18 protein-coding genes are annotated in these 23116 nt (G+C 43.2%); 9 read left to right on the forward strand and 9 right to left on the reverse strand.

Annotated features, from left to right (window positions below):
• Positions 1-455: 455 nt before the first annotated feature.
• On the reverse strand, positions 456-2138 hold the full coding sequence (locus tag CZ794_RS03175) for an ATPase (protein WP_087040174.1): 1683 nt from the start codon (positions 2136-2138) through the stop codon (positions 456-458).
• Positions 2139-2367: 229 nt separating this feature from the next.
• Between CZ794_RS03175 and CZ794_RS03180 the strand changes: the two genes are divergently transcribed.
• The 5 genes from CZ794_RS03180 to CZ794_RS03200 all read left to right on the forward strand — a co-directional run bounded on the left by CZ794_RS03180 (position 2368) and on the right by CZ794_RS03200 (position 8558).
• Positions 2368-3081: a hypothetical protein gene (locus CZ794_RS03180; protein WP_087040175.1), complete on the forward strand. Its 714-nt coding sequence runs from the start codon at positions 2368-2370 to the stop codon at positions 3079-3081.
• Between the two features lie 365 nt (positions 3082-3446).
• A complete protein-coding gene (gene ubiE / locus CZ794_RS03185) occupies positions 3447-4334 on the forward strand; it encodes a bifunctional demethylmenaquinone methyltransferase/2-methoxy-6-polyprenyl-1,4-benzoquinol methylase UbiE (RefSeq protein ID WP_087040276.1) in 888 nt (295 codons plus the stop codon).
• A 110-nt stretch (positions 4335-4444) separates the two neighbouring features.
• Positions 4445-5140 (forward strand): SCP2 domain-containing protein, encoded by a 696-nt coding sequence (locus CZ794_RS03190; RefSeq protein ID WP_087040176.1) that lies wholly within the window; start codon positions 4445-4447, stop codon positions 5138-5140.
• A gap of 68 nt (positions 5141-5208) precedes the next feature.
• Positions 5209-6867 carry an AarF/ABC1/UbiB kinase family protein gene (locus CZ794_RS03195; RefSeq protein WP_087040177.1) on the forward strand — a complete coding sequence of 553 codons (1659 nt, stop codon included), beginning with the start codon at positions 5209-5211 and terminating at the stop codon, positions 6865-6867.
• Positions 6868-7121: 254 nt separating this feature from the next.
• Positions 7122-8558, forward strand: a complete 1437-nt coding sequence (locus CZ794_RS03200; RefSeq protein WP_087040178.1) for an FAD-binding oxidoreductase — start codon at positions 7122-7124, stop codon at positions 8556-8558.
• A 108-nt stretch (positions 8559-8666) separates the two neighbouring features.
• On the opposite strand, the gene ruvB is transcribed toward CZ794_RS03200, so the two are convergent.
• From ruvB to CZ794_RS03225, 5 genes are all read right to left on the reverse strand, one after another.
• On the reverse strand, positions 8667-9647 hold the full coding sequence (gene ruvB, locus CZ794_RS03205) for a Holliday junction branch migration DNA helicase RuvB (protein ID WP_087040277.1): 981 nt from the start codon (positions 9645-9647) through the stop codon (positions 8667-8669).
• A 318-nt stretch (positions 9648-9965) separates the two neighbouring features.
• Positions 9966-10586, reverse strand: coding sequence for a Holliday junction branch migration protein RuvA (gene ruvA, locus CZ794_RS03210; RefSeq protein WP_087040179.1), 621 nt, complete (start codon positions 10584-10586; stop codon positions 9966-9968).
• A gap of 80 nt (positions 10587-10666) precedes the next feature.
• Positions 10667-11704 (reverse strand): class II fructose-bisphosphate aldolase, encoded by a 1038-nt coding sequence (gene fba, locus CZ794_RS03215; protein WP_087040180.1) that lies wholly within the window; start codon positions 11702-11704, stop codon positions 10667-10669.
• A gap of 441 nt (positions 11705-12145) precedes the next feature.
• Positions 12146-12532 carry a hypothetical protein gene (locus CZ794_RS03220; RefSeq protein WP_087040181.1) on the reverse strand — a complete coding sequence of 129 codons (387 nt, stop codon included), beginning with the start codon at positions 12530-12532 and terminating at the stop codon, positions 12146-12148.
• A gap of 258 nt (positions 12533-12790) precedes the next feature.
• Positions 12791-14005 carry a phosphoglycerate kinase gene (locus CZ794_RS03225; protein ID WP_087040182.1) on the reverse strand — a complete coding sequence of 405 codons (1215 nt, stop codon included), beginning with the start codon at positions 14003-14005 and terminating at the stop codon, positions 12791-12793.
• A 477-nt stretch (positions 14006-14482) separates the two neighbouring features.
• On the opposite strand from CZ794_RS03225, the gene CZ794_RS03230 reads away from it, so the two are divergent.
• Complete coding sequence (locus CZ794_RS03230; RefSeq protein ID WP_087040183.1) at positions 14483-14812, forward strand: TraR/DksA C4-type zinc finger protein; 330 nt, start codon at positions 14483-14485, stop codon at positions 14810-14812.
• A gap of 10 nt (positions 14813-14822) precedes the next feature.
• On the opposite strand, the gene CZ794_RS03235 is transcribed toward CZ794_RS03230, so the two are convergent.
• Together CZ794_RS03235 and CZ794_RS03240 are read right to left on the reverse strand one after the other, a co-directional pair.
• Positions 14823-15488, reverse strand: coding sequence for a thiamine phosphate synthase (locus CZ794_RS03235; RefSeq protein WP_087040184.1), 666 nt, complete (start codon positions 15486-15488; stop codon positions 14823-14825).
• Between the two features lie 81 nt (positions 15489-15569).
• Positions 15570-16664, reverse strand: coding sequence for a serine hydrolase (locus CZ794_RS03240; protein WP_087040185.1), 1095 nt, complete (start codon positions 16662-16664; stop codon positions 15570-15572).
• A 435-nt stretch (positions 16665-17099) separates the two neighbouring features.
• On the opposite strand from CZ794_RS03240, the gene CZ794_RS03245 reads away from it, so the two are divergent.
• The 3 genes from CZ794_RS03245 to CZ794_RS03255 all read left to right on the forward strand — a co-directional run bounded on the left by CZ794_RS03245 (position 17100) and on the right by CZ794_RS03255 (position 21349).
• Complete coding sequence (locus CZ794_RS03245; RefSeq protein WP_087040186.1) at positions 17100-17735, forward strand: response regulator; 636 nt, start codon at positions 17100-17102, stop codon at positions 17733-17735.
• Positions 17736-17780: 45 nt separating this feature from the next.
• Positions 17781-19517, forward strand: a complete 1737-nt coding sequence (locus tag CZ794_RS03250; RefSeq protein ID WP_087040187.1) for a PAS domain-containing sensor histidine kinase — start codon at positions 17781-17783, stop codon at positions 19515-19517.
• 125 nt (positions 19518-19642) lie between these two features.
• Positions 19643-21349, forward strand: coding sequence for a sigma-54 dependent transcriptional regulator (locus tag CZ794_RS03255; RefSeq protein WP_087040188.1), 1707 nt, complete (start codon positions 19643-19645; stop codon positions 21347-21349).
• Positions 21350-21415: 66 nt separating this feature from the next.
• Here the strand turns inward: CZ794_RS03255 and CZ794_RS03260 are convergent, their stop codons facing one another.
• Positions 21416-22828: a S41 family peptidase gene (locus CZ794_RS03260; RefSeq protein WP_256958849.1), complete on the reverse strand. Its 1413-nt coding sequence runs from the start codon at positions 22826-22828 to the stop codon at positions 21416-21418.
• Positions 22829-23116 lie beyond the last annotated feature (288 nt).

Consider the following 23116-nt stretch of genomic DNA (forward strand, 5'->3'; position numbering starts at 1 on the left):
CTCTTTTTTTAAAACAAAAAACGAGATAAATTCAGAATCTCATCATCCAATATGTCACAAAGCCGCAAGTAGTGTTGCCAAATCATCTGATTACAGCATCTTGCGGCTTAGATATTTCGTAGTGATATTATTGTAATGATGCTAATGATACGGTCATTGTGTCCTTTGCAATATTGACCAACACAGTTAGATCAACCGTATCTAGCGATAAGAACATTCTGTTTAATAAGAGTCTTTCATGTCTAACAGAAGTCATAACGCGCCTATTATATTAAATATAAGCGCATAATGCATGATGATATTGCGAGATTTGTAACTATCCATGCGTTGTATAGATAATTTCTTCGTTTAATACTCAATTATACCCTTTTTGTGTGGCCTGTTTCGAGGGCAAAAGCCTGACTATCACGTATACGTAGCGATAAAATCTCAGTCATAATATAGATATTAACCAGTTATAGGCCATAGGCTGCTGATAGCTGTTTTATTGCGTGATCTAGAACCTCTAAACGCGCTTGACGTTTGTCATTGGTGGCGACAACGCACCATGGGGCATCAGCGGTGTCAGTACGTGCCAGCATGTCAGCGGCAGATTGAACATAGTCTGACCATTTATCACGATTTCGCCAATCATCCTCTGTTAATTTAAATTGTTTGTGCGGTGTCTCTTTACGGGCTTCAAAACGCTTTAGTTGCTCTTTTTTATCAATAGCAAGCCAATACTTGATAACGATCGTACCCACTGCTGTAAGGTCTGCCTCAAAGCGATTGATTTCATCATAGGCGCGTTGCCATTCCTTTTCAGTAGCGAACCCTTCGACGCGTTCAACCAACACGCGCCCATACCAAGTACGATCAAAGATGGCAATACGACTGATACGATCCGTTTGCTGATTGGGCAATTTTGTCCAAAACCGCCATAGATAAGGATGCTCTGCTTCATATAACATTGGCGCACCAATATTGTAGATTTGATATTCACGTGGATCGAGGGGAGCGACCAATCTCTTGATGGCACCACCCTTGCCCGCTGCATCCATGCCTTCAAACGCAAAAACCACCTGATGCCCATTACGAGCGCGAAGCAGTTCTGCAAGACGCGTTTGTTTCGCTATTAACGCTTTTTGATAGTCAGCTTTGTCTATTTTTGAATTTTCGATGTCTTTTAAATACGTCGGTATTTTGACTGGTTCAAATTTTTCTGATTCAAACGCTGACTCAGGTGTTTTATGAGATTTTGACTTGTGATTCTTTGATTTTTTGGATGAGGATTTTGTCTCATTTTTTGTTGTCATTGGCTGACTACTGGTTAGCGCATTTTGCATTGCTTGGAGTACTTCATGACAAAAATGATTGGCCGCTTGCGATTTATCTTTGCCATCTATAATAATCCAATCATCCTGCTGTCGTAGCAGCGTTACGGCTACCGCGTTAAATGTCTCGATGACTTTTTTGCTGTGCCAATCAATTTGATACAAAAACTGTGGATCTGCTTCTGTATCGTTTAGGCGTGCTTGTAGCGTTTCAACATCGACGTGAAACCAACATTTCAGTAATTTGGTATGATTGGCTACTAGGTCTTTTTCAAAGGTTTTCAGTTTGACAAGTTGCTGCTGAAAATAGGCTTGCCAACCTGCTTTTTCATGTTCGTTATCTTCTGAGCTGTCATCCGTATTTTTACTTTCTGCTATAGCCATACGCATGGTGTTATAAAGTAAATCTGCATACCAGTTACCAAAGTACACCATCACATCACCATGACGCGGCATCATCTTAATATGTGCCTGCCAAATCGGTTGATGCGCTAATGGGCAGCCGCCAACGGTTGCCTCCACCTTAAGTAACCTTGGATCTACCCACTCTCGCAGCTGTTTGACGGCGCCTCCCTTGCCCGCCTGCTCCATACCATTAACCAGTACCAATACTCCCGTTGGTTCATTGGTGGTGGTTGGCGCTCGTTGCCGCGTTGCTCGCAAAGCATATTGAGCAGTGATTAAGGCCAATCTAAGGGCATCTTCGTCCATAGAGAATTGGCTCAAAGGGTTTGGCATTAAACGCTCTTCTATAACATCTTCGCTAAACTGAGCACTGACTGCTTGCGGTATATTAGCTTCAGTCTTATTATTCTTTTGGCTCATAACTACAATCCCTTTATAATTGAAAGCGGTTCAGCCAATCATAGCACTCACTTCATTCAGTAAATAACGCGGCTATGTAACAGTTTGGTATTTGTATTCTGTATGGTTTTCTTTTAAGGTGAACACAATCTTAGAGGCGTGCTTTAATAGACAACGATAAGCATAAAAATAACCATCATATGATTGCCACTTTTTTATTTATCTTTAATTTTACGTAGGTTTACTTGTCATGGCAGCTTTAGCCGATTTACAGCAGCATTTGGCCCGTTTTTGGGCCCTTTCTTATCATCAAGACGTGGCATTGAATACCAAACTCGATGAGGTACAAGCTTGGCAACGTGCTCGTATTCAGCACACTCATCAAGCCCTCTTTGAGCAACCACAAAACCAGCTGATGGCAGATTATTTTTTAACCCAATTGTATGGCGGTGATGAGTTTAAACTACTGGCCAAGCAATTAGAGCGCATTGTTCCTAAAGCACAAAAAGTTGAACGTTTAGCACCAGCGGCGGCCTTAGAAACAGGCAGTATGGCGATACAAGCTGCTATTTTAGCGATAGAGTTGGACTTGCATTTGGCCGAGTGGCTATTGAGTCAAGATTTGGCCGTCAATGAAGACAATATGCTGGCCGCTTATCGTGCTGTCGATGAAGCAGACGCTCGACGTGTGCAAATTGGGCATTTAAAAGAAGTTTGTTATCGCACAGATAAGTATATTAATTCTTTTATGCTGCAAAAAGCATTTGCTCTAGCGAAAGGTACTGCCTACCGTTATAACTATCATCCTTTATATGATTTTATTAACGCTGGGTTTGTCGCGATGCGTCCACTAGACAGTGTTGGCGGATTCATTGAACCGTTTTGTGAGCGCGAGCTTGAAATCATTGACCAAGTGCATGATACGGATAATGGCGGTAAGCCTTTGTCGTTTGGTGTATCATAGGGTTCATAACTCGCTAAGCCGACCATTACATTATAACTTTTATAAGAAATCTGCATAAAAACAACCGACATAAAATACCGTCACAATACTGAATAAAGGACAATGCCATGACCGATACTACCAATAACAATAATCCCTCTAATGACCAGACACCGTCTACCAATGGTCATCTCCAAGACAAACTGGTCAAAGACAGCATTGCTCATAACCAAAGTATCAGTGCACAAGCTCAAGCAAGACAATCTGCTTTACCTACTAAAGCTTCTGAAACGGTGAAAAAAGACAGCGCTCACCCTGTCGATACCAATGATTTTACCAAAGTCCAAGATTTACCAACTGGAGCGCCGCAAGGCCAACAAACCACTATGCCAAATAATAATACAAGCAATGACAGTTTAAATAATTCTGTAAATAATACCGTCAACAGCAGCGTCAATGCCCAAATTCCTAAGCAAACACTGTTTAATCAGCGTGATGACATCAATAACCCGCATACACCTGACACCGATGGCAATGAAGAGACGCATTTCGGTTATAAAACCGTCAATAAGGCAGAAAAACAAGCCCGTGTGGCTGACGTCTTTACCTCTGTTGCCAAAAAATACGACATTATGAATGACTTGATGTCGTTTGGTATTCACCGTCTATGGAAACGCTACGCGATCAGCTTATCGGGTGTGCGTTCTGGTCAGCATGTGCTTGACATCGCTGGCGGTACAGGTGACTTAGCCAAAGTCTTTAGCCGTGAGGTGGGTCGAAACGGGCACGTTGTATTATCAGATATCAATGCTGCAATGCTAGAAGTGGGTCGTGAGCGCTTGATTAATGCTGGCTGTAACAATGTAGATTTTGTTCTAGCAAACGCGGAAACCTTAGCGCCTTTTGATGATGAGAGTTTTGATTTGGTCACCATCAGCTTTGGTCTACGCAACGTCACCGACAAAGATGCGGCTTTAAAAGCCATGTATCGTGTACTCAAACCAGGCGGTCGATTATTGATTTTAGAATTCTCAAAACCTGTGTTTGAGCCACTGTCGAAAGCATATGATTTGTACTCATTTACCGCATTGCCAATGATGGGTAAGATCATTGCCAATGACTCTGAGAGTTATCAGTATTTGGCTGAATCCATCCGTATGCATCCTGATCAGCAGACGTTGAAACAGATGATGCAACAGGCTGGATTTGAGAACTGTGATTATCATAATCTAACCGCTGGTATTGTCGCTGTACATCGTGGTTTTAAAGCATAAGGCTTATATACCGACGGTAGAGTAAAACTGATAATCTCAGTTGGTTGTGATCACTAATTTTATAAACGATGCGTCTTTTTCAGGCGCTCAACCAAAAATGCGAGAGCCTTATGCTAACTGTCCTACTTTTGGCTGGTGCCGAAAAGCTAATTAACTTTGCTATTGCAAGTGACGAGATTACCAAAGCTGGCTTGGCACCACTTGCAGGAAAAGTGCTACGACTAAATATGGCTATGCCTGAGATTGAATTGGATATTCTGTTTAGTGATGAGCGACTGCGGTTCGAGCCTGTAACAACAGAAAGCGTCTTTGAGCCCAGTGGTCACATGAATGAGCGTCAAAAAGCCAATATGGAGCGCGCTCGCATTGGTCATAGTCATCCTGACTGTGTTATCAGCGTTGACAATCCAGCGCAGCTGCTGAATCTGATGCGCGGTGCTGAAGGCAATTTACCGATTGCTGGTGACTATAAGGTCTTGATGCAGCTCAAACAATTGGTGGCAGGCTTCGACCCAGATGTCGCCGCTCAATTAGAGCCTTTTATTGGCAAACCAATGGCCAGTCAGTTACATCTACTGATATCGCAGCTCAAAGGCAGCTGGCGTCATAGTGCCAAACGCGCTTTTGATGATGTGAGTGATTGGGCCAATGATGTTGCAGGTAACCGTGCAGCCGACCCCACTGAGGTGGCAGAAGTAAACGACCTTAAGCAGCAACTGCTAAAGCTGCGTTCTGACATTGAGCGTGAAGAAGCCAGATTGGCTGCCATCAAAAATGAGCAGGCTCAATGGATGAATAACCAATAATTAAATATTGTTTATAAATAAGTACAGCTTCGTTCTGTTTTCGACTTTCTTTAGAGTACCTATATCACATGCTATTATCTCATCGCGCACGCTTGCTAGAGCTTTGGCGTATTGCCGCAACTTACCGTATTGACACGCATCTCTCTGTAGAAGAAGCGCCGCAGCTGCAACCTGTTGCACGGTTAATTCGCTTGCACCCAGCCGCTTGGGGTAAAAAACATCAACCCAATGCCATAAAATTTGCGCTTGAAGACATGGGTACGCTGTTTTTAAAGCTGGGGCAGCTTCTCTCTACGCGTCGTGATTTAGTACCGCCCGAAATCATTGCACAGCTGGTGCAGCTACAAGACAAGGTCAAACCATTTGACTCTAATGTCGCGATTGCACAAATACAGGATCCCAAACATGGGCTTGGTCAAAGTATCGGCACGTTGTTTGCCCGTTTTGATGTCAAACCCTTAGCGGCCGCTTCAATCGCTCAAGTACACACCGCCGCTTTACACGATGGGCGTGAAGTGGTCATTAAGGTGGTGCGTCCTGATATTCGTGCGACCATCATTGATGACTTCGAGCTATTGCGTGAGCTTGCCAATTGGGCATCTGCTCGTATTGAAGCGGCACGAGCAATACACATCATCGATATTGTCGAAGATTATCGTCAAGTCATGCTAAATGAACTAGATTTGACACTTGAAGCAGACAATACCACGCAAATGCGCAATAACTTTTTAGGCTCGGCATTGATGTATGTGCCAGAAGTCTATGATGCGGCCAAAAATGTGATCGTTATGGAACGTATTCAAGGCGTTCCTATCTCACAAGTAGAGGTGTTTGATAAGCTTGGCTATGACCGTGCCGCCCTAGCAGAAAAAGGCTTAACCATATTTTTTACTCAGGTCTTTCGCGATAATTTCTTTCATGCCGACATGCATCCAGGCAATGTCTTCGTAGAGACGCCCCCTGTAAAAACACTCAGTAATAATATGGCTACGCTAGACTTAGGTCATGAGCCGCGCTATATCGGACTTGACTGCGCCATTATGGGCACCTTGTCAAAAGACGATCAATTGATCGTAGCGCGTATGCTACTGGCAGTCATGAATAACAACTTTACGGCAATGGTCGACATTGTTAGCCGTGCTGGCTGGATACCGCCCAATACCGATAAGCACGCCTTGATGCGCGATATGAAACGCACAGTCGGTCCAATGCTACAAAAATCCATTAATGACATCGATTTTGCGGGTGTATTGATGCAGATTTTGGACATTGCACGTCGCCATCATATGAGTATTCCACCGCAATTAATGCTACTCCTTAAAACCTTGGTTCATGTCGAAGGACTTGGGCGCGACCTCTATCCCGATCTTGATATTTGGTCCCTTGCCAAACCTATTTTAAGCAGCTGGATTAAAGAACAACTAGACCCTATGCGTAACTTGCAACAGCTAAGAGCACAGCTGCCAGAGCTTTTGTTATCCACCACTGATATTCCTAAATTACTCGATCAAGGATTACAAAGTCTGGCCTCACAAGGCTCACGTCAAGACAGTCAACTGCGAGAAATACAGCAAATACGAGCTGATATGCTAAACGACCGCCGCCGTGACTGGATAACACTGGCAGGATTTGCCGTGTTTATTGCTATTGCAACACAAGTTGGATGGTTTGCACCGCTCTTTTATTTATTGGCACTCTTGATGGTGGTTTGGCGTATTCTAGCTTAATGTATTAATACTATTTATGGCTATGGTCTTTTACCCTATGCCGACAATCATTCATCACAACCGTGCTTTATCAAGATAGCATTCGTGAACCGTTTTAGACTTCACAGTATTGCAGAATAACTATTCACTCAGTCTAAGTGGGAGTTTTGCACTCCCATTTGCTTGTCTTGCAAACAAAAGATAAAGTAGGTGCTCACTCCGCTTTATGTTTTGTTTATTTCGCTAAAAATACCTTTTAAAGGTAGGAGCCAGTTATGTCTTCTCTGCCAGACTCTCTTCTAAACGACACTATAAAACCAGATTATAGCGCCGCGATTGCTGATTTAAAAATCCGTTTCGGTCAAAAGCTCAGTACCAACACAGCGGTATGTGAGCAGCACGGTCACACCATGACATGGCTTGCCAATCAGCCACCTGACGCTGTATTAACCGTACAGGATAAACACGACGTTGCTGCTGCGGTAGAGATTTGCAATCAATATCATATGCCAGTGATTGCCTTTGGTATTGGCTCGTCTTTAGAAGGTCAATTGAATGCTCCTTTTGGTGGACTGTGTATCGATATGCACACCATGGATGCTATTTTGCAGGTCAATAATGAGGATTTGACCGTTACTGTACAGCCAGGTGTGACGCGTGAACAATTGAATCATTACTTACGTGATACTGGACTGTTTTTTCCGATAGACCCTGGTGCCAATGCCAGTATTGGCGGCATGGTTGCGACTCGCGCGTCAGGCACCAATGCTGTACGGTATGGCACCATGAAAGACGTGGTACTTGCTTTAGAAGTGGTTACAGCAAATGGTGACATTGTGCGAACAGGGACACGTGCCAAAAAATCAGCGGCGGGTTATGACTTGACGCGCTTAATGATAGGCTCAGAAGGCACGCTTGGGATTGTCACAGAGGTTACGCTCAAACTCTTTGGCATTAGCGAGTGTATTGGTAGCGGCATTTGTCATTTCCCAACCATTGAAGACGCCTGCCAAGCCGTGATGCTCACCATCCAAATGTGTTTGCCTATTGCCCGTATTGAGCTGCTTGATGCTATGCAAATCAAAGCTTGTAATCAATATGCCAATCTAGATCTGACTGAAACCCCAACGTTATTTGTAGAGTTTCATGGCACCGAAGCAAGTGTCCAAGAGCAAGCGCAAATGTTTACCGATATCATCGAGGAGTTTGGTGGAAAAGATTTTTCTTGGGACACCAATGAAGCTGAGCGCAAACGTCTTTGGCAAGCCCGCCATAATGCTTATCATGCCAGTTCTGCATTGAGACCTGAAGCCAGTGCCCTATCTACTGATGCTTGCGTACCCATTTCACGTCTGGCTGAGTGCGTTAGTGAGACAGCAAAAGACATTGAAGCATCTGGTATGATTGGGCCTATCGTGGGGCACGTCGGTGATGGTAATTTTCATGTTCTGCTGTTGGTCGATACCAATAACCCTACAGAAATAGCCACAGCTGAAGATATCATAGGCCGACTCGCCAAGCGGGCTATTGAGATGGATGGCACCTGTACGGGTGAACATGGCATTGGTCAAGGCAAACAAAAATATATGCAGCAAGAGCATGGCAATGCATTGGTGCTAATGCAAGCAATTAAGACGGCCCTTGATCCCAATAATATCTTAAATCCAGGTAAAATTTGGCCACACCCTATCTCTGATTCTACCCCTGCCTAAATATATCTTTTAGCAAAAAAATGCGCGTACCTTTAATAAAAGTACACGCATTTTTTATTTGTCTTATTATCACTACAGCATAGAAACCTATAGTTTGGCACTATGACTCTATAACATCTGATCGATAGCCAATTGGGTCAACACACGACCGCGTGCCGTACGCAGTACGTAGCCTTGTTGAATAAGGTAGGGTTCAATCACATCTTCTAATGTACCACGGTCTTCCGCCATGGCTGCTGCGACTGCTTCAACACCTGCAGGTCCCCCATCAAAACGCTCGTGTAATATTTCGATATAACGTCTGTCTAAATGATCAAGACCACGTCTATCAACCGCTAGCATATCTAGCGCACTACCCGCTATCGCCCCATTGATGCTACCATCGCCTTTAACCTCGGCATAATCGCGTACACGGCGCAACAGGCGATTGGCAATCCTTGGCGTACCACGAGCACGACGCGCAATCTCAACCGCACCGTCTTCGCTCATAGGCACACGCATCAGTCGAGCTGCTCGGCTGACAATCGTTGTCAGATCAGCAATATTATAAAACTCAAGACGCTGAACGATACCAAAGCGATCACGTAAAGGCGATGTCAATAACCCTGCCCTTGTCGTTGCTGCAACCAAGGTAAAAGGAGGCAAATCAAGCTTGATAGAGCGTGCAGCAGGCCCTTCACCAATCATGATATCAAGTTGAAAATCTTCCATGGCTGGATAAAGTATCTCTTCAATCACCGAACTCAAACGGTGAATCTCATCGATAAATAACACATCGCCTGCTTCTAGATTGGTCAACATCGCGGCCAAATCACCTGGTCGCTCAAGAACAGGGCCTGAAGTTGAACGCAGGTTCCCCCCCATTTCACGAGCGATAATATTGGCAAGCGTCGTTTTACCCAAGCCTGGTGGACCAAAAATTAACGTATGATCCAGCGCCTCATCACGACCTCGTGCAGCGCCAATAAAAACTTCCATTTGCTCACGTACAACCGGCTGACCAATATATTCCGCCAATAATGCTGGGCGAATATTGGCGTCTGGAGCATCACTGGCTCCTTCTAGCGGATTAATTAAACGATCTTGCATCATAAGTTTTATCATTATATTAAAAAAATTAAGTACCAAATAGCATAACCAAAGGCTACGAATAAGTCATGCAAAACATCATAAAACCTTTACCAGAACGAAAATAAGCGACATCTAATGTCGCTTATTGGTTTGGTACTTACTGATAATGCTATACCCGATTTACTTTAAGAAGAATGTAGCAATGCTGATATAAATTTTTTGATGCCTCTGGAGTACAAAGCGTACAGCAAGCAAGGAGCATTTATACAGCAAGGCACAATCTCTATTTAATATCTTCTATATTGAATAGGCGTATCAGAATGGGTAAAAAAACATTTAAAAGCCAGACAGTTGTTTCAGTGTGGCTTTTAAAAGCCCTTGAGTATCAGCGAACACATCGCCATTACTTTTTGCCGCTTTGATGGCTTGTTGAGCTTCTCTTTCTTTATATCCCAAACTAATCAATGCGCCTTCTACCTCAGCGACAATACTGCCTTCATGAGACATCGCGACAGGCTGATGCACAAACTCTAAAGAGGTATTATCAACTTCAATATTTTTAAGTTTGTCTTTGAGCTCAATAAGTAAACGCTGTGCCGTTTTTTTACCGATACCTGGGATACGAGTCAAGGCTGTCTCTGACTCTTGTTCCACATGCATTTTGAGTTCAGCTGCGGACATTGCAGAGAGCATTGCCAGCGCCATTTTTGCTCCGACCCCATTGATTTTAATTAACTGACGAAAAACATCGCGCTCTTTACGATCAATAAAACCAAACAGCAGCTGCGCATCCTCACGAACGTGAAAATGCGTCCAAATACTGGCCTGTTCATTGAGATGCAACTGGCAAAATGATGGCAATGGCAATTCGATATCATAACCCACACCAGAGGTCGTCATGATACAGGCCGTTGGTGCCATTAAGTATTGCACCTGTCCAGTAATCAGTCCAATCATTACTACTACCTCTTATAAGGGTTATTATAACTACGCCATGAGCTGTTATTTAATAAACAAACAGCTATTATCAGCATACATTATTGATAAAAATTAACCATGCCTTCAAGGCTGATTGGGCGAATCTTATGGGCTTGACCTGCTGAACCAAACGCCTCAAAACGATTGGTGCAGATATCAGACATCGCGACCATAGACGCTTTGAAGTATTTACGTGGATCGAACTCGCTTGGATTTTCTGCTAGGAATTTACGAATAGCACCAGTTGACGCCAAACGCAAATCGGTATCGATGTTTACCTTACGTACGCCGTGTTTAATTGCTTCTACGATTTGCTCGACAGGTACGCCATAAGTTTCGCCGATAGCACCGCCATTCTCATTAATTACTTTTAGCCACTCTTGCGGCACTGATGATGAGCCATGCATCACAAGGTGGGTATTAGGAATACGGGCATGGATTTCTTTTACGCGCTCAATAGATAAGATATCGCCTGTCGGTGGACGCGTGAACTTATAAGCACCATGACTAGTACCGATCGCAATGGCTAATGCATCGACATTGGTGTCTTTTACAAATTGCTCAGCTTCATCAGCACTGGTCAACAGTTGATCGTGCTCCAATACGCCTTCTGCGCCAGAGCCATCTTCTTCGCCTGCCATACCTGTTTCAAGACTTCCCAGACAGCCAATCTCACCTTCTACAGAAACGCCACAAGCATGTGCCATCTTCACCACTTCACGGGTAACACTGGCATTATAATTATAATCCATTGGTGTTTTGCCGTCTTCGCCAAGCGAGCCGTCCATCATCACTGATGAAAAACCAAGTTGGATTGAACGTTGGCAAATAGCAGGAGACATACCGTGATCTTGATGCATGACCACTGGTATATGTGGCCACTCTTCGATAGCAGCGATAATCAGATGGCGCAAAAATGCAGATCCTGCGTAATTACGGGCACCAGCACTGGCTTGGACAATGACAGGTGAGTCACAAGCATCCGCAGCCATCATGATTGCACGCATCTGCTCTAAATTATTGACATTAAAGGCAGGAACACCATAGTTGTGTTCAGCAGCATGATCTAGAAGTTGACGTAAGGATATTAAAGCCATAAAACGCTCTCTGATTAAATTTTGAATAATGGGTTAAAAATAGCTTTTAAAACAACAGCTTTTGGAATGGAACCTGAGAATCACTAGCCCGAAACCTTTCACGTGATAACCGTTAATGCGCAATAAGTCACGCACAGTTATGCTTCGTTTTTGGGATAAGCTATAAGGGGTTATTAGTGCGCGACAATTATAGCAAAAAATACGCAGTCTTCGTAGCCGTTGCCACACTATTTGTTTGACTGTCTATTTGCAGATGTATTTTTTACCGTATAAACCTTTTACTTAATAATAATAAGTAAAACTAAACATTTGGCAATGCAAAAAGCCTTGGTAATCACCAAGGCTTTTCTAGTATTTTGAGGGCTTATAAGGAAATGAACGACCTTCATTGTGCTCTAGCAAATCATGGATCTGCGACTTGCTTGGTCATTCATTAAATACTTAGTACTGCTGCTCTGCTTCTACTGCATTTTCACTGGCTTTATTCTCAACAGCAGATGCGCCATCGGCAACCACTTCAGCAGTATTGGCAACAGCTTCATTTGCGCCTACCACAACCGCTTCACCAGTATTTGCTAGTGCATCGGTAGCATTAGCACCAGCAGTTTCAGCGCCTGCAGCAACTTCAGTACCTGCATCTTGTGCAGCCACTTCAGCTTCAGCAGCCGTCTCTTTAGTTTCAGCAGCAGCAGCGTCAGCGTTTGCAGCGGTATCATCGCCAGCAGACTCAACAGCAGCTTCAGCATTGTCTTCTGTTTGTTGGCTACAAGCAGTAACTGCGAAAGTACCAGCCAATACGCTAGCAAGTAACAAATGACGTTTTAACATAATAAACCTCTCATCAATAAAGCATGTCAAAATACATGGTTGCGCTATTTTATAGAGCACCTATAAGACATGCAATCACAATTTTCATTATAGAAACAAATAATTACTACTTAATAATAATCAATGACAAGCCACTTCTAAAACATTGACTCATCAGTTTTAAAATCAGCCTGTCACACATTATTTTTATAGCCTAACTTAGATACTTCTCATCAACTGTACATCTAATGTTAATGAATGAAGAAATGCGTTAAAGAATTATCCCGTGATTTGCAATGCTGCTACGGCTGGAAGTACTTTGCCTTCTACAAATTCTAGAAAAGCACCACCACCTGTAGACATGTAACTTACTCCGTCGGCTACCTGATATTTATCGATGGCAGCCAAAGTGTCACCGCCGCCCGCAATGGAGAAGGCTGCACTGTCTTTTACCGCTGAGGCCAGAATTCGCGTACCATTGCCAAAAGCATCTACTTCAAAGACACCGACTGGCCCATTCCACAAAATGGTTTTTGCATTAATGACAGCCTCAGCAAGCTGAGCGGCGCTTTCTGGTGCGATATCCAATATCATGTCATTATCGCCAATCATATCGACAGACTTGATAGTAGCGGTTGCTTTTTGTAAAGAGCCAGTGAAATCATCAAAATTAATTTCATTTTTGTCGGCGACGACCACGTACTCTGGCAATAAAATGTCAGTTTTGGTCATAATTTCACGAGCAGTATCAACCAAATCTGCTTCATAGAGAGAAGCACCAACCCCATGACCTTGAGCGGCTAAGAAAGTATTGGCAATGCCGCCACCAACGATAATCTGTGAGCAAACTTCTGCCAAACTGTGCAAAACTTCTAGCTTTGTAGATACTTTTGATCCACCAACGATAGCAAGCATCGGTTGCGCAGGTGTTTCAAGCGCTAGGCTCAACGCATCAAGCTCAGCTGCCAGTAATGGGCCTGCGCAGACAGTTTTGTCAGCTTGGCGCATGGCTTGAGTGATACCTTCCGTTGACGCTTGCGCACGGTGCGCTGTACCAAAAGCATCCATGACAAATACATCGCACAAGTCGGCATATTTTTTGGCCAAAGTGGCATCGTTCTTCTTTTCACCTGTATTAAAGCGTACGTTTTCTAGCAGTACGACTTCGCCAGCTTTAATAGACACGCCTTGCGTTAGATAATCGCGATTAAAACTGACGGGCGTCGATAACTGTGCTCCAAGTTTGTCCGTTAAATAATCTGCTACGGGTGCCAATGAATAAATCGTTTCAGGCGTGCCTTCCGTTGGACGTCCTAAATGCGAGCAAACAACAACAGCAGCGCCTTTTTCTAATGCCAATTTGATGGTAGGCAAACTTGCTTGCAGGCGTGCATCACTCGTGACTTTACCATCTTTAATAGGTACATTTAGGTCTTCTCGAATCAACACCACTTTATCCGTTAAGCTCAGCTCACTCATACGCAAAAAATTCATTACCTGCTCCTATTACATCAATCTATCGATTAATCTGTCTATTGAAAAACTAAAGTGACTATCACTACTAAAGTCGTTTTGTGAAAGGTGCTCATCAGCGCTTACTTATCACACTCATATTACTCGCTGATCTCGCGAATTCTGTAGACTCTATCAACTCGTCTTGAAAAGTTTTATCGCTCATATCTATGCTTATATCACCCCTTTGCGAAAAGCGCTGATATTAAAGGCGCTGAACCAGCAAGAATTGGCGGCGATGTATTCTACCAGTTTTCTGTCAAGAGCCATAAAAAAACGTACGACAAACTGCAGCCTCATTAGTTTTCGCACACTTTTTTATGCAAGTTATCCAGACAAAAACGTCATGAAAGGTTAACCTTGTCTTTAATCATCAGTAACATTTCGTGGTGGTACTTGCGAATGAAGCCCTTTATGATAAGCGAGTCAATAATAACAATAACCCATTAGGAGAGTACTATGAGCATTGACTTAGACCATGCCAAACAAAGCTTATTAACATTAAAAGAAGAGTATGAGACGCGAATTGATAAAATTGAAGATCACATTCAAAACCCACAAGATGACCTTAATGAACATTGGGAAGATCAAGCCATCTCTTATCGTCAAAACGATATGCGTCAAAATCTCAAAAGCGAGGCACAACAAAGCTTAATTTATGTCGAAAACGCTTTGAGCCGTATTGAAAACGGTACTTATGGTGAATGCGAAGTATGCGGAGAGCCAATCGAAGAACAACGTTTGGAAGCTTTGCCATATGCTACTTTATGCATGGAGCATGCCGCGTAAGCTTAAATTATCATACAGCAGGCGTTTTCCAATCTGAAAATGCCTGCTCCCATTGCTGACAACGATTAGCAATTTGCGTCACGGGCAAATCCATTATATCTCCTACGACTGCCACATAAGTGATTGGCAGACCTGCCAGCGCTGACACATTCTCTGCTGTAAGACCGCCTATAACGCATATCCCTACATTCTGCTGACAGCCATCCACCAGCTGCTGACGAGAAATAACATTTGCGTTTGGTTTGGTGGTAGAGGCAAATATTGCTCCCATTGCTGCATAAGTCGCACCATCGTTTCGCGCTTCTTTAACAAGATCTACGTCACCATGACAAGTACGACCAATGACTTGATTCGGAGCCAATTGCCGTTTGGCATCTTCAATATTGCCATCTTGCTGACCAAGATGTACCCCAACGCCAAGGGTTGCCGCCAACTCAATATCATCATTGATCACGACTGCGACGTTATAAGCGCGAGCCAAATCAACAATTTTAGAAGCTTCTTCATAGAGCCTCAATTTGCCATCTGGCAATGCCAATACCTGTTTGCGCCGAACTTGTAGTAATGCAATAAGACCTGTTGCCAGCGCTACTTCTAACTTCTGATAGAGAAGTTCAAACTCATCATCATTGGTCAGTAGATACAGCTTTGGCACAGTAAGCGTGATTTGAGTCATATAATGCATCCTTAATCTTGGCACAATAAAAAAGCCGTTATATCCTATAACAGCCTTTTTATTAACGTTGAGTCTGTGAACTTATACAGTACGGCGAGTCGCTAAACTATTTAGGATATTTTTGGCATCGCCCCAACGCGTGGCTGAGCTGTTCGCCCCTAAAATCACGATAATCGCTGGACGATTATTCACACGTGTTTCCATAACGACGCAACGACCGGCTTCGTTGATAAAGCCTGTTTTTGAGATACCAATCGGGTAATCGCCAGCACGAACCAGCATACTAGTATTATTAGCTTTATAGGTACGGTTGCCATTAGAGTAATTCGATACAAAGAAGTCATAACTCTTAGTGGTAGAGAAGCGACGAATGACATCATAATTACCAGCAGCACGTACCATTTTGACCAAATCATTCGATGAAGCCACATTACGCTTATCAAGACCAGTTGGATCACCAAAAAAAGCGGTAGTCATACCCAAGTCTTGCGCTTTACGGTTCATAGCCCGTATAAAGGCGTTATAGCCACCTGGGTAGTGACGTGCCAACGTTTTGGCAGCTGGGTTTTCTGATTTCATCAATGCCATTAATAGTATTTCGGCACGATTCATACGATCGCCTGCTTTAAGATTCGAGCTGGCTCGCTTAGGGCCTACAAAATCTTCTGGATCAAGCGTGATCTCTTCACGCATATCAAGACCAGCATCTAACACTACCATAGCAGTCATTAATTTAGAAATACTCGCAATCGGACGTGCAATGTCAGCATCTTTTTCATAAATCGATTCACCCGTTTCAGCATCGATTACAGCCACACTACGCGAATCAGTACTGATCGGAATCATGTCGCTACTTCCGAATGCACCGCGGTACGTGGTGTTATAGCGATTGCTGGTATTGAAACTATTACTATTGCTGGCAAAATTATTGCTATTAGCATTGGTGAGATTGGTCGTGCCATAGCCATTATCGACTTTCTTGATAGCAGAGCCGTTGGATTTATACATGATGTTGCGTGCTTCAGACAAGCTATCTGCCCCGCCCCAACTCATACGAGCACTAGAGCCAGTATCAGTGCTACCATTAATAGTAAGTGCGGCTTGTGCAACACTGCCCAAACTCAATGAAATCATAGCAGCGATTAGCTGCTGTTTGGTTAATGGTAGTTGCTTCATTATGCCTCCTGCTTCCGTTACCACGTCAGTGACATACTTTCTGACGCCTAGAACGTACGTAGCGTTTATGGATGTGTTTGTAAGTACTCGTATAGAGTTTTGGTATTTTTAGTGTATCATGGTTTGAATTGATGTCTAATCTTCAAAGCCAATTTAGTAATTTATTTTGAACTAATTCAAACTTTGCTACAACTACTTTATATTATAGAAACATTGCTTCACATTTCAGCAATATATGCCCATTTTAACCGCTATAATCATTCACTTTCTGTTATGTTAAAGAATGATATCTTTATAATCTATTAACATTACTTCACGTTTTCAAAAATTGAAACAATCATTTGGATGACATAAATTTATCTATCATTCAGTATGTGTAACAACCTTGACTCTGACAAATAATATTCACTCTGACAAACAATAAAAGGCACAGTTATGATTAAAGTATTGGTAGTAGATGATCATGATTTGGTAAGAATGGGTATTAGCCGCATGTTGTCAGATAGTGCCGATATCGAAGTTGTAGGCGAAGCCGATAGTGGTGATATGGCCATCAAACTTGCCAAGCAATTGCTTCCTGATGTGATTTTGCTGGATGTTAATATGCCCAATATTGGTGGTCTTGAAGCAACCAAACGTTTGATTCAACTTGATTTGGGACTTAAAATATTGGCCGTGAGCAGTATGGCAGCTCAGCCATACCCTTCTATGCTCATCAAAGCGGGTGTTAATGGCTATATCACGAAAGGCACACCTTTAGATGAGATGATTAGAGCTGTCAAAAAGGTGTATAATGGCGGACGCTATTTTAGCCAAGATGTCGCTGAACAATTGGCAGATGTTTTATTGTCGGATAATGCAAACTCACCTTTTGACTTACTCAGTGATCGTGAAAAACAAGTCGCAATGATGGTGGTCAATTGTCAAAGTCCGCAGCAAATCGCCGATCAACTGTTTGTCAGTGTAAAAACCATCAATACTTATCGCTATCGTATCTATGAAAAAGTTGGCGTTGATAGCGATGTTAAATTGACGCATTTGGCCATTCGCCATGGTTTGATTCAACCTTAGCTTCCTCAATAATTCTCTTAGCCACTCTTCTATAACGGTTCAATTATGAAACCTGTTACTGATATCGTCTCGACTGTCCTCCAGTACTTACATCGTGATGATACGCTGCCTCTTCCGCAATTGCGCAAATTGGGGCTGATTTATAGCAGTTATCGCTTTATTGTCAGCGTGTTTTTTATGTTGATGGTATACATCAATGCGCGCGCTGATAATAGCGCATTATTACCAAGCTTCTTGCAGCAAACGGTACTCAGTTTTTATGTGTTACTGAGCCTAATCTTGCTGGGTTTGTTTTATGTTGTGTCCAAAAAAATGCGGCGTCAACTAGCCTTCGGTCTGGTATTAGACGTCGTTATTTTAAGCTTACTGCTTTATACCGCTGGTGCACCTGATTTACAGTTGACCATGTTATACATGGTTGTTGTAGCCGCCAGCTTTATGCTACTACACAGCTCGCAAGCACTCATCATCACGCTATTGGCTATTATCTTTGTTATTTATCAGCAGTTTTTTTATGCCATCGCCAATAGTATGAGCTTGGCCAATCTGAGCGACGCCCTACTCATGTCGGCCAGCTTTTTGGCAGTCGGCATTTTGAGCTGGTCTCTCTCACAGCGCTTGGTACAACTTGAAAAAGTAGCCGCCAGTCATGCCAAAGAAGTGGAACGACTCAATGTCATCAATCAAGAAGTCATCACACAAATGGTAAACGGCGTCATTGTCATTGACAATCAACGTATTGTTTTAGCCAATCTTGCTGCACATCAGCTGCTTAGTATGGCTCACAATCCAAATAGCCAAGACCTCTCTATGGCTATCAATGATACACAAAATGACAAACGCCATGCGCTTCTCAATAACTTTCAGCAAGCGCTTAGTAAACAACACACACAACTACTTAAAGCTTGCTTGTCAGTAGCCAATGGTCAATCACGCAGCTTTACCTATGATTTGCCCGCAATAGCAAATGCGTCCGTGTTTGGTAAGCTACGTGTACAAATTACGCCTTTAAAAGACGACAGCAAACTCGTCATCTTAGAAGATTTGCGCCGAGAGCATGCCAGCGCGCAACAGCTAAAACTGGCTTCTTTGGGTCAGCTAACGGCCAGTATTGCTCATGAAATCAGAAACCCGTTGGCTGCTATATCTCAAGCCAGTCAGCTGCTAATGGAAGATATGGCTGAGTTCGATGCCAATAATAATCAAGAGAACAGCCCCTCTTATCTTGATATGGCAGGCAATCACGAGCTTTACAAAATGATATTTTCGCAAACGAAGCGTGTGAACCGTATTATCGAAGATGTCTTAAAACTGTCTCGCCAACAAAAAGCCAATCAGCAATCCATTGTATTGGCTGAATGGCTACCCATATTTTTGGAAAATTATTTCAAAGGTCATGATGTTTTTTTGCACGTAAAAACCCAGCCTATTATCTCGTTTGATACACATCAGCTTGAGCAAATTTTAATCAATTTAATCAACAATGGGCTGCGTCACAGTAGCTATGCGCATCCTCATGCCTATGTAGAGATTGAGATTTATTGTGTGGATAACGATGTTATAATTGATACATTGGACGGTGGCACTGGCGTGAAAGCCGAAGAGTTACCGCATTTGTTCAATCCATTTTTTACCACGGATCAAAAGGGGACAGGATTGGGGCTCTATTTATCACAAGCATTTTGTGAGGCCAACCAAGCCCGTCTGCTCTACGTTCCTGAGCACGAGAAAACCTGCTTTCGCTTAATAGCGCCTGCTGTCAACTCCGATACTCATGTATGAATGGTTAAAAGCAGTATCAATACAAGTGTTTTGTAAGTAAGAAATTTTCTTCATATCAGATACTTTATCCAAATGGTATGTCGATTGTTAACATTTAATAGCTATTGAATACAATGAGATGATGTATGACAACTACCGCACTAGTCGTTGATGATGAAGTGGATTTGTGCCGATTAATGCAAATAACATTGACCAAAATGGGTATCAAAAGCGATGTGGCTTATACGTTGGCGCAGGCAAGATCGTATTGGCAAGAAAACAATTACGATTTTTGTTTGACTGATTTAAAACTACCTGATGGATCGGGGTTAGAACTGGTAAAAGAAATTAGCAACAGCTCTAGCAGTCCTATTGCGGTTATCACTGCCCATGGCAGTATGGATCTTGCCATAGAAGCATTGAAGCTTGGCGCATTTGATTTTGTTAATAAACCGCTTGAGTTACCACGCCTACGTCAACTGGTAGAAAGCGCTCTAAAGGTTATCCATCAGGACAATGAGGCAAATGCCACGCCAGAATCTTCGCCTGAACAAAAACTGTTGGACACTCGACTGATCGGTAATTCTGCCGTGATGACCCCTTTAAAAAACACCATATTAAAGCTGGCACGCTCACAAGCGCCTGTATTTTTATCAGGCGAGTCAGGTACGGGTAAAGAAGTGGTTGCCCGATTGATTCATGATATCAGTCCGCGTAGAGATGGCAGTTTTGTACCAGTGAATTGTGGCGCGATACCGTCAGAATTGATGGAGTCAGAATTTTTTGGTCACAAAAAAGGCAGCTTTACAGGTGCTGTGGCGGACAAACAGGGTCTGTTCCAACAAGCCAATGGTGGCACATTGTTTTTGGATGAAGTCGCAGATTTGCCACTTGCCATGCAAGTCAAGTTATTACGTGCTATTCAAGAAAAAACCGTGAGAGCCATTGGGGACACAAAAGAGATACCCGTTGATATTCGTATACTCTCTGCCACTCACAAAAACTTGAGTCAACTTGTACAAGAGGGTGCGTTTAGACAAGATTTGTATTATCGCATCAACGTGATTGAATTAAAGCTGCCGACACTGAATGCTCGCCGTGATGACATACCTGTCTTAGCAGAGCATTTTTTAGGAATGATTGCTCATGAATGGCAATTGGAAACGCCGCCCTCGCTGACAACTGAGGCGCACGCGCGGTTGCAACATCATAATTTTGCTGGAAACGTCCGTGAACTGCGCAATGTGCTAGAGCGTGCAGTGACTCTGGCAGAAACTTCTCTGATTGATATCAGTCACTTAGGCCTTCCCGATCTAGAAGACAGTATGGGTTATCAGTCGCCCGCCTCTCAAACTCGTCACGATCATTCTGATGGTGGGACGCACCTTAATCAACAAGCCAATGCGCCTATTATCACCCAACCAATAGAGAATAACAGAGGCGCTATTCGCTCTACAGATAAGCGCATAAACCCTGAGCAAACGACGACCAACCTACATCCGTACCGTACCAATACTCAACATTATCCTTCAATGGTACAGCGTCAAGCCAATCATCAAACAGAAGTATTGAGTGATGCGAGTCTCCGTCACGATGTCGAGACGGTTACTCAAGCATCACGTCAATCTGAGGTGAGCGAAAAGGCAAACGTGAATGAGCTGGCTGAGGGTCAATTGCCTCTTGAAGGGTTGGAGCACTACCTACAAGAGCAAGAAAAACAGCTGATTATTACCGCATTAAAACAAGCTGGCTGGAATAAAACTCAGGCAGCCAAGTTACTAGGAACCACTTTTCGATCTTTACGTTATCGCATGAAAAAGCTAGAAATTGCTGAAGACGAAGTGGACGAATAGTATTCTATATCAATGATTTAAAGAGAATCAGTAGCGTTATAGCTACTAATTCTCTTTAGTCACATCTCATTCCACTACGTTGACTTCTGAGACAGGCTTTCGGATAAACCGGATGCCTGTGTCAAGCACACGCGCTTTTAGCAAATCCAGCGCTTGTTGTTCCCAAGTACTCTCACTACCTGATAACGTCACATCTGGTTTGACACCAATCCCATCAATCTTACCACCTGCTGCGGTCATATAGTTGGCGACAGTCAGCTTGACAGCTTGTTCATCATTAAGCGGTACGACTGACTGTACAGAGCCTTTTCCATAGCTGACTTCTCCCACAATCGTGGCGCGCTTTTGTGCCTGCAAGCTGCTAGCCAGCACTTCTGCTGCGGATGCTGAATAGCGATTCTGCAACACCACCATGGGTAAGCGTTTGAGTATCGCATCGCCCTTAGTAGACAACACACGAGAGCCTTCTTGACGGGCTTGTACTTGTACCACGTCAGTATCTTCCATAAATAAACTGGCGACATTTATCGCTGAGGTCAACACGCCACCTGGATTGTCGCGCATATCGAGCAGAATACCAGTGACAGGAGCATCTAGGTTGATTAAACCTTCCAATAACTTCTCGCGACTGTTGTTCTGAAAGGCAGGTAATTTAATCATCGCAATACCATCGACAAGCTCTGTTTCAATAATTTGAGGATGGCTATGGTTACGCTGCAATGTCGTAGTATGTTTGCGGCGACCCGCTTTTGAGGTGACAATATCGACTTGTGTCCCAGCGATGCCAGTCAATAGCTGCTCAACGTCATTGCTCTCTTTATCTTCATCCAGCTTGAACTCTCCGACTTGATGCAGATAATCACCAACAGCAATCCCTTTTTTATCAGCGGGTGAATCATCGACAACCTCTGTGATGACCCAATACCCTACTTCTGGTTGGTAATCAACCTTGATGCCAATGTCACCCACATCACCTTCTGTAAACGCCCGAAGATTTTCGTAAGCCTCAGCATCCAAAAACTCAGCATGACTGTCAAGCTTTGTGAGCATACCGCTCATTGCATTGTTGAACAACTCTTCATCATTAACCGCATCGACATACTCACGGCGCACCAAATCCACGACCGCCACAAAAGTTTTGAGCGTCTCTGGAGAAATAGCATTTAAGGAGACTTGAGCAACCTCAGATGGAATATTCGTATCAATGTCACTGGTATCATCCATTAACGCCGTTTCATCTGGCACGCTGTCTATTGAATCGTCATAATCGTCTGCAGCATCTAACATATCAGCAATGCTTGATAAATCATCCCCATTATCTTCGGCTGCTATCTCATCAGCGTTTAAGCTGATGAGTTGTAAATTTGCCGTAGGATTATTATTAGGCTGGTTCACAGGCACGGTCGCGGCTTGTGTGGATACAGCAGCCCCTAGCCCAAACACACCTACTGTTAAAGCTCGCTTAAAAGCAGTAGTCACTACAGATGCCTTCTTCGCAGGTTTACGCAATTGCTTAGACCTAGATGCGCGAATAAAATAGATGGGATGCATAAGAAAACTCATTTAGATAGTAAAGTGTACAAAACAGTTATAAAGTAGAGAACGGCTATGAGTAAAAAACAATGAATGTTTGCTTGTAAGATAGCATCAAGGGCAGCTCTAAACTAGAGCAGTATTGCAAGTGCTCACAATTCTAATAACAAGTGTCACCCATATTAACCATACTAAGTTCGCCAATGATGGTGATAGTGCTCACTTTTCTCGTGG

Source organism: Psychrobacter sp. JB385, from assembly GCF_900163785.1.
GTDB lineage: Bacteria > Pseudomonadota > Gammaproteobacteria > Pseudomonadales > Moraxellaceae > Psychrobacter.

Excerpts from the sequence above, each read along its gene's own strand:
- CZ794_RS03175 (WP_087040174.1), bottom strand. The coding sequence starts at position 2,138 with ATGAGCCAAAAGAATAATAAGACTGAAGCTAATATACCGCAAGCAGTC.
- CZ794_RS03180 (WP_087040175.1), top strand. The coding sequence starts at position 2,368 with ATGGCAGCTTTAGCCGATTTACAGCAGCATTTGGCCCGTTTTTGGGCC.
- ubiE (WP_087040276.1), top strand. The coding sequence starts at position 3,447 with ATGCCAAATAATAATACAAGCAATGACAGTTTAAATAATTCTGTAAAT.
- CZ794_RS03190 (WP_087040176.1), top strand. The coding sequence starts at position 4,445 with ATGCTAACTGTCCTACTTTTGGCTGGTGCCGAAAAGCTAATTAACTTT.
- CZ794_RS03195 (WP_087040177.1), top strand. The coding sequence starts at position 5,209 with ATGCTATTATCTCATCGCGCACGCTTGCTAGAGCTTTGGCGTATTGCC.
- CZ794_RS03200 (WP_087040178.1), top strand. The coding sequence starts at position 7,122 with ATGTCTTCTCTGCCAGACTCTCTTCTAAACGACACTATAAAACCAGAT.
- ruvB (WP_087040277.1), bottom strand. The coding sequence starts at position 9,647 with ATGCAAGATCGTTTAATTAATCCGCTAGAAGGAGCCAGTGATGCTCCA.
- ruvA (WP_087040179.1), bottom strand. The coding sequence starts at position 10,586 with ATGATTGGACTGATTACTGGACAGGTGCAATACTTAATGGCACCAACG.
- fba (WP_087040180.1), bottom strand. The coding sequence starts at position 11,704 with ATGGCTTTAATATCCTTACGTCAACTTCTAGATCATGCTGCTGAACAC.
- CZ794_RS03220 (WP_087040181.1), bottom strand. The coding sequence starts at position 12,532 with ATGTTAAAACGTCATTTGTTACTTGCTAGCGTATTGGCTGGTACTTTC.
- CZ794_RS03225 (WP_087040182.1), bottom strand. The coding sequence starts at position 14,005 with ATGAATTTTTTGCGTATGAGTGAGCTGAGCTTAACGGATAAAGTGGTG.
- CZ794_RS03230 (WP_087040183.1), top strand. The coding sequence starts at position 14,483 with ATGAGCATTGACTTAGACCATGCCAAACAAAGCTTATTAACATTAAAA.
- CZ794_RS03235 (WP_087040184.1), bottom strand. The coding sequence starts at position 15,488 with ATGACTCAAATCACGCTTACTGTGCCAAAGCTGTATCTACTGACCAAT.
- CZ794_RS03240 (WP_087040185.1), bottom strand. The coding sequence starts at position 16,664 with ATGAAGCAACTACCATTAACCAAACAGCAGCTAATCGCTGCTATGATT.
- CZ794_RS03245 (WP_087040186.1), top strand. The coding sequence starts at position 17,100 with ATGATTAAAGTATTGGTAGTAGATGATCATGATTTGGTAAGAATGGGT.
- CZ794_RS03250 (WP_087040187.1), top strand. The coding sequence starts at position 17,781 with ATGAAACCTGTTACTGATATCGTCTCGACTGTCCTCCAGTACTTACAT.
- CZ794_RS03255 (WP_087040188.1), top strand. The coding sequence starts at position 19,643 with ATGACAACTACCGCACTAGTCGTTGATGATGAAGTGGATTTGTGCCGA.